Genomic DNA, 6,122 nt, shown 5'->3' on the forward strand with positions numbered 1-6,122 from the left:
GTCCTGCTGCCCCGCCCCTGCCCCGCCTGGTGGGCGCCCCAGGCACGGCTCCTGGGGCGCGGGGTCTATCGCGTGCCGACGCCCGCCGAGTGCGGCGGCGTCCCCGATCCGTACGCCCTCCTGGAGACCGTCCGCCGCGTCCGCGCCGAGGGCGGCAGACCCCGGCTGCTCGTGCTCAGCGTCGCCGACGACCCGACCGCCACCGTGCCGCCCCCGGAGGTCCTGCACGAGGCCGTCGAGGCCGCCGCGGCCGAGGGCCTGCACGTCGTCAGCGACGAGACCTGGCGCGACACCCTGCACCACCCCCGCGACACCGTCCTCGTCGGCCCCGCCGAGATGGACCACGAGCGGGTGACCGTCGTCTGCGACCTCGCCGGGGCGCTCCTGCCGCCCGCGCTGCCCGCCGCCGTCGCGGCTCCGGCCGCCGCCGCTGCCGCCTACGCGCTCGCCGAGCCGGACGAGATCGTCGAGCGCCTGTCCGCCGCCGTACGCCTGCACGCGCGCGTGGCCGACGCCGTGCGGCACGCCCTGCTCGCCGCGGGCGCCTTCGCCCGGCCCCCGCAGGCGGGCCGCCACCTCTACGCCGACCTCGGCCCGCTGCGGCCGGCGCTCGCCGCGCGCGGTGTCGGCGACGCGCAGGACCTGGAGGACTTCCTCGGCGCCCGGCTCGGCATGCCCGCGCCGGGCGGGCACCGCTTCGGGGACGACATCGACGCCCTGCGCGTACGGCTGTCCACGGGACCGCTGCTCGGCGCGACCCAGCAGGAACGCCTGGCGTCGCTCACCGCACCGGACCCCCTGGAATTGCCGCACGTGGAACGGGCGTTGAGCATGTTCGGATCGGCCTTCGACGATCTCCGCGCAGACGCACAGCGAATGGAGCCTCCTCGGTGACCCAGCAGGCGCAACAGACGCAGCAGCAGACACAGCGGACGACAGCGGGGGACAGGGACGACAGGGACGGGGTGGGTCCGGGGTCGGCAATCGCCCCGGAGACGGTCCTCGCCCCGCCGCGGGCGCCCGGCGCGAGACGTCTGTGGCCGAGGTCCTTCGCCGACCGCCTCACCGCGCCGCTGCCCGGCCTGCGCGCCTTCGCGCGGCTGGCCCGCGAGGGCGCCCTGCGCCCGCCTCCTGCGCGCCTCGCCGACATCCGGCGGCTGCCCTTCGACCCCGGCCCGCTGCCGCGCGTCGACGCCCGCACCGTCGCCGTCACCTGGGCGGGCCACGCCAGCTGGGTCGTCCGCATCGGCGGCCTCACCGTCCTCACCGACCCCGTCTGGTCGCGCAGGATCCTCGGCACGCCCGCCCGCGTCACCCCCGTCGGCGTCGCCTGGAGCGCCCTGCCGCGCGTCGACGCGGTCGTCATCAGCCACAACCACTACGACCATCTGGACGCCCCGACCCTGCGGCGGCTGCCCAGGGACACCCCGGTGTTCGTGCCGGCCGGCCTCGGCCGGTGGTTCACCCGGCGCCGCTTCACCCGGGTCACCGAGCTGGACTGGTGGGAGGCGGCCGAACTGGACGGCGTGCGCTTCGACTTCGTGCCCGCCCACCACTGGTCCAAGCGGAGCCTCGTCGACACGTGCCGGACGCTGTGGGGCGGCTGGGTGCTCACGGACGGGGAGGGGCAGCGCGTCTACTTCGCGGGCGACACCGGGTACGGCCACTGGTTCGAGCGGATCGGCGCCCGCTACCCCGGCATCGACCTGGCGCTCCTGCCGATCGGCGCGTACGACCCGCGGTGGTGGCTGAGCGACGTGCACTGCGACCCGGAGGAGGCGGTCCGCGCGGCCACCGACCTCGGGGCACGCCGGATGGCCCCCATGCACTGGGGCACGTTCCTGCTCTCCGCCGAACCGGTCCTCGAACCGCTCACCCGGGTGCGGGCGGCCTGGGAGAAGGCGGGCCTGGCACGCGAGGACCTGTGGGACCTGCCGGTGGGCGCGTCACGGGTCCTGGCCGCCTAGGCGGACCCCGCCGGGCCTAGCGGGTTTCCCTCGGCCCGTACGTCAGCCTCCGCAGCAGTCTCTCCGCCGGGCCGGGCAGTCCGCGGCGCTGGAGCAGCGCGGCACCCGCCACCGTCGCCAGCCAGGCCGCCACGGCGGTCAGGGCGGCGGTGAGCGTGGGGCTGCCGGTCCGCCCCGCGAGGTCCAGGGCGTACGGGGACAGCACGAGCACCCACGCGAGGGACTGGAAGAGATAGCCGCTCAGCGACCGCTGCCCCAGCGCGGCGAGCGCCGACACGACGGGCCTTCGGCGCGCCGAGGCGCGCGGCTTCGACAGGCGGAGGGCGAGGAGTCCGAAGAGCGCCACGTATCCGGGTCCGCCGAACTGGCCGCTGACCTCATAGAGCTTCAGGAACGCGTCCGCGGTCCCTTGGCCGACGTGGAGGAAGCCCGCGCTGACCAGGCCGATCGGCACGCCGCCAGCGAAGGCGGCGCCGAGCGCGATCACGGCGGTGCGGCGCAGCAGGGTCCGGTGGCCGGCCGGGTCCTCGAGGACCCGCCGCCGCGCGGCCCACGCGCCCAGCCAGACGATCACCAGGAACGGCAGGACGGTGAGCGTGTGCAGCGGCCACTCGCCGAGCCGGTCGGCGACGGAGGTGGCGTAGTCGGGCGCGGAGAGGGAGGCGACGTCGCCCGAGGGCACGGGCGCGTCGCCCGGACCGCCGCGCACGGCGTGGTACGCGGCGACGCCGGCCAGGGCCGCGGCGTACGCGGTCGTACAGGCCCACAGCCACAGCACGACCCGCTGCACGCGCTCGCCGCGGTGCAGCAGGAACAGGGTGAAGACGATGCCGACGAGGCCGTAGGCCCCCAGGAAGTCACCGAAGTTGAGCAGCGCGGCGTGGACGGCGCCGAAGGCGAGCAGCCACGCGTTGCGCCGGATCAGCACCGCGCGTGCCGCGCGGGGCCCGGCGCCCGCGGCTTCCTGGCGCCGGGCCAGCTGCACCAGGCCGTAGCCGAACATGACGGCGAACATCGGATACGCGCGGGCGTGCACCAGGACGAACATGACGAGGTTGAAGGGGCGTTCCCAGCCCTGCGGTGACGCCTCGGCGCCGGGCTGGTCGCCGAAGGTGAACACCGCCGCGTTCGCGAGGGCTATGAGCAGCAGCATCGAGCCGCGGGCCAGATCGGGGGCCAGGGCCCGTTCCGTCCGGCGGACGGGACCCCGCGCGGGGCTCGGACCATGGGCATGCGTGAGGGCTGTCACCTGGTTCTCTTTCCGCCGGGAGCGCTGACATCATTAGTGTAAGTCATAATCTATATCTCATATACTAAGTCGGTGTAGGAGATGATGGCCGCAAGCACGTCGGGAGACCGAGGTATCGAGGAACGGAGAGGAGCGCCCCATGCCGGCCGACCAGGAGGACGCCCCGGCCGAGCTGGCCCGGCTGTGGAGGCTTCGGCCCTCGGCCTCGGGCCTCGGCCGCCCCGCGGCGCTCGACACGGAGCGCGTCGTGCGCACGGGCGTGGAGCTGGCGGACCGCGACGGCCTGCAGGGCGCGACGCTGCCGAAGATCGCCAAAGAGCTCGACGTCTCGGCGATGTCCCTCTATCGCCACGTGGGCTCCAAGGACGAACTGCTCGTCCTGATGCGGGACCTCGCGCTCGGCCTGCCACCGCGCTCCGTGACGGAACCCGAGGGGTGGCGTGCGGGCCTGCGGGAGTGGGCCGTCGCGCAGCGCCTCCTCAACCACCGGCGCCCCTGGCTCCCGCGGCTTCCCCTGTCCGGGCCGCCGGTGGGGCCGCACGAGGTCGCCTGGATGGAGGCGGGCCTCGGCGCGCTGAGCGGCACGGCACTGGACTGGGCGGGGAAGGTCGGCTCCCTGACCCTGCTCAGCGGCTACGTGCGCCAGGTCTCCCTGCTCTCCCAGGAACAGGAGCGGGGCAGGAGCGGCACGGGGATGGGCCAGGCCGAGAGCGAACGGGCCTATGCCAGGACCCTGGCGCGCCTCATCACCTCCGAGCGCTATCCGCAGACTGCCCTCCTGCTGTCCTCGGGCACGTTCGAGGCGGTCCCCGACGACGCGTACGACGACCCGTCGGCCGACCCGGACTTCACCTTCGGCCTCGAACGTGTCCTGGACGGCATCGCGGTGGCAGCCGGGGAATAGCGGACGGGCCGCCACCGGCAGCCGGGCGCGCCGTGCGGCTCTACGCGGTGGCGCGCCGGGCAGGCCCTACGCGGTGGCGCGCCGCACCCTGCGCCACACCGCCGGCGCCAGGGAGATCAGCAACGTCAGCGCGACCGCCACCGCGACGCCCTCCCACGGCTCCTTGAAGAGGGAGCCGCCGAGGATGCCGATCAGCTGGTACGTCGCCGCCCACGCCAGACACGCCGGCGCGTCCCCGCGGGCGAACCGGCGCAGCGGCATCTTCGCCATCAGGCACGCCAGCATCACCGGGATCCGCCCGGCCGGGACGAGCCGCGAGAGCACCAGGACCAGCACGCCGTGGTCCCGCAGCTTGTCCTGCGCCTGCGCGAGCCGCTCCTCGGGCGCCCGGTCGCGGATCGCCTCCAGCCAGCGCGAGCCGTTCTTCGACCGCATGCCGCGCTGCCCCAGCCAGTACAGGGCGACATCGCCCACGAACGCCGCGAACGCCGCGACCCCGAAGACGACGAGCAGCGAGAACGGCGCCGTCTGATGGAAGGCGACCACCGCCGCCGAACTGACCAGCGCCCCCGTCGGCACCACCGGCACCAGCGCGCCGATCGCCACCAGCAGGAACAGCGACGGATAGCCGAGCGCCTGCTGGGTGCTCTCCGGCGGCACCTGGGCCGCCACGGCAGGCATCACCGGGCCACCTCCGGCAGCACGCTCTGGCCGTGCGCCAGCCGGTGCACGGTCACCTCGGGGGCGAGCCGCGCCGCCTGCCGCACGAACTCCGGACCCGGCGCGTGGAACTCGTGGGGGCGCACGGCGTCCAGGCCGATCGGCCAGTACGTCCCGTAGTGCACCGGGACCGCGCTGCGCGGCGCGATCCGGGCGAGCGCCTCGGCGGCCCGGCCCGCGTCCAGGTGCCCGTGGCCCAGATAGGGCCCCCAGCCGCCCACCGGCAGCAGCGCCACGTCGACCTCGCCCACCTCGTCGGCCATGTCGTCGAAGAGCCCGGTGTCCCCGGCGAAGTACGTACGCGCCTCGCCGCACACCACATAGCCGAGGGCCGGCGAGCGGTGCGGGCCCACGGGCAGCCGCCGCCCGTCGTGCAGCGCGCGCACCACGCGGACGACGAGGCCGTCGCCGACCGGCACCTCGTCGCCCGGCACGACCTCGGTGAAGCGCAGATGGGGCAGCCTGCGGGTCAGACCGGGCACGGAACGCGCCGCCCCGCGCGGGACCAGCGCACGGGTGCCCGGCGTGAGCCGGGCGAGCGACGGCACGTGCAGATGGTCGGCGTGCAGATGGGAAAGGAGCACGACGTCGGCGACCGCTGCATCGGGCGGCGGCAGTGCGCCCCTGCGGCGCCGCAGATGCGCGAGGCGGCGGGCGAAGAGGGGGTCGGTCAGTACGCGGACGCCCGAATCCTCGACCGTACACGTGGCGTGGCCCCACCATGTGACCTCGACGGGCACCCGGTTCCTCCTTCGTGCGACTGTCTCCGAGCCTACGGCCAGGAGTAGGGTCTTCGGCTGACGCCAGTGGGTGAGGGGGACGCCATGGGAGATGCCGCGGGCACCGGCTCCGTCGCTGTGCGTGTGGCGGCGATCGCCAGCCTGACGCCCCTGGAGGAACTGGACGCCGACCCCTTCCTCGTCGACTCCCGCAGCCAGCACGCGATGTGCGCGCGGTGGGCGGCCGCGCAGGGGTACGTGATCACGCGCGAGCTCGTCGTGCGCGGACTCCGCACCGACCACGCCCTCCTGTGGGGCGACGTCGAGGCGGGCCTCGTGGACCTGTTCGTCGTGCCGAGCCGCCGGGTCCTCGAGCGGGCGCTGAGGTCCGCGGACGAGTTCACCGCGGAGTGCGCGCGCCGGGGGGTGCGGATCGAGACGGCGGGGCTCGCCGAGCCGGCGTACGACTCGGAGATGAAGGCCCATGTGCACCGGCGGCTCTCCATGCCCACGGCGGGGTATGACGGCCGCTGAGCGTTGCGCCATCGCCCGAACCCCCTCCC

At 75.0% G+C, this 6,122-nt stretch carries 7 protein-coding genes; 4 read left to right on the plus strand and 3 right to left on the minus strand.

Annotation, left to right across the window (positions count from 1 at the left end; genetic code table 11):
* Both AOK22_RS36870 and AOK22_RS36875 read left to right on the plus strand, forming a co-directional pair.
* Window positions 1-894 (plus strand): aminotransferase class I/II-fold pyridoxal phosphate-dependent enzyme (locus AOK22_RS36870; RefSeq protein WP_055703024.1); only part of this gene is annotated, 894 nt, incomplete at its 5' end.
* A complete protein-coding gene (locus AOK22_RS36875) occupies window positions 891-1,967 on the plus strand; it encodes an MBL fold metallo-hydrolase (protein ID WP_107102120.1) in 1,077 nt (358 codons plus the stop codon). The genes AOK22_RS36870 and AOK22_RS36875, both read left to right, overlap by 4 nt.
* 16 nt (window positions 1,968-1,983) lie before the next feature.
* Here the strand turns inward: AOK22_RS36875 and AOK22_RS36880 are convergent, their stop codons facing one another.
* Window positions 1,984-3,216: a DUF418 domain-containing protein gene (locus AOK22_RS36880; protein WP_055703026.1), complete on the minus strand. Its 1,233-nt coding sequence runs from the start codon at window positions 3,214-3,216 to the stop codon at window positions 1,984-1,986.
* A gap of 139 nt (window positions 3,217-3,355) precedes the next feature.
* Between AOK22_RS36880 and AOK22_RS36885 the strand changes: the two genes are divergently transcribed.
* Window positions 3,356-4,120, plus strand: coding sequence for a TetR/AcrR family transcriptional regulator (locus tag AOK22_RS36885; protein ID WP_055703027.1), 765 nt, complete (start codon window positions 3,356-3,358; stop codon window positions 4,118-4,120).
* Between the two features lie 66 nt (window positions 4,121-4,186).
* Here AOK22_RS36885 and AOK22_RS36890 read toward each other — a convergent pair whose 3' ends face one another.
* Together AOK22_RS36890 and AOK22_RS36895 are read right to left on the minus strand one after the other, a co-directional pair.
* On the minus strand, window positions 4,187-4,801 hold the full coding sequence (locus AOK22_RS36890) for a DedA family protein (protein ID WP_055703028.1): 615 nt from the start codon (window positions 4,799-4,801) through the stop codon (window positions 4,187-4,189).
* Window positions 4,801-5,580, minus strand: coding sequence for an MBL fold metallo-hydrolase (locus AOK22_RS36895; RefSeq protein ID WP_055703029.1), 780 nt, complete (start codon window positions 5,578-5,580; stop codon window positions 4,801-4,803). The genes AOK22_RS36890 and AOK22_RS36895 overlap by 1 nt, the downstream gene beginning before the upstream one ends.
* Before the next feature lie 84 nt (window positions 5,581-5,664).
* Between AOK22_RS36895 and AOK22_RS36900 the strand changes: the two genes are divergently transcribed.
* Window positions 5,665-6,093: a hypothetical protein gene (locus tag AOK22_RS36900; protein ID WP_055703030.1), complete on the plus strand. Its 429-nt coding sequence runs from the start codon at window positions 5,665-5,667 to the stop codon at window positions 6,091-6,093.
* The last annotated feature ends 29 nt before the right edge of the window (window positions 6,094-6,122 follow it).

Source organism: Streptomyces silaceus, assembly GCF_001419745.1.
GTDB lineage: Bacteria > Actinomycetota > Actinomycetes > Streptomycetales > Streptomycetaceae > Streptomyces > Streptomyces silaceus.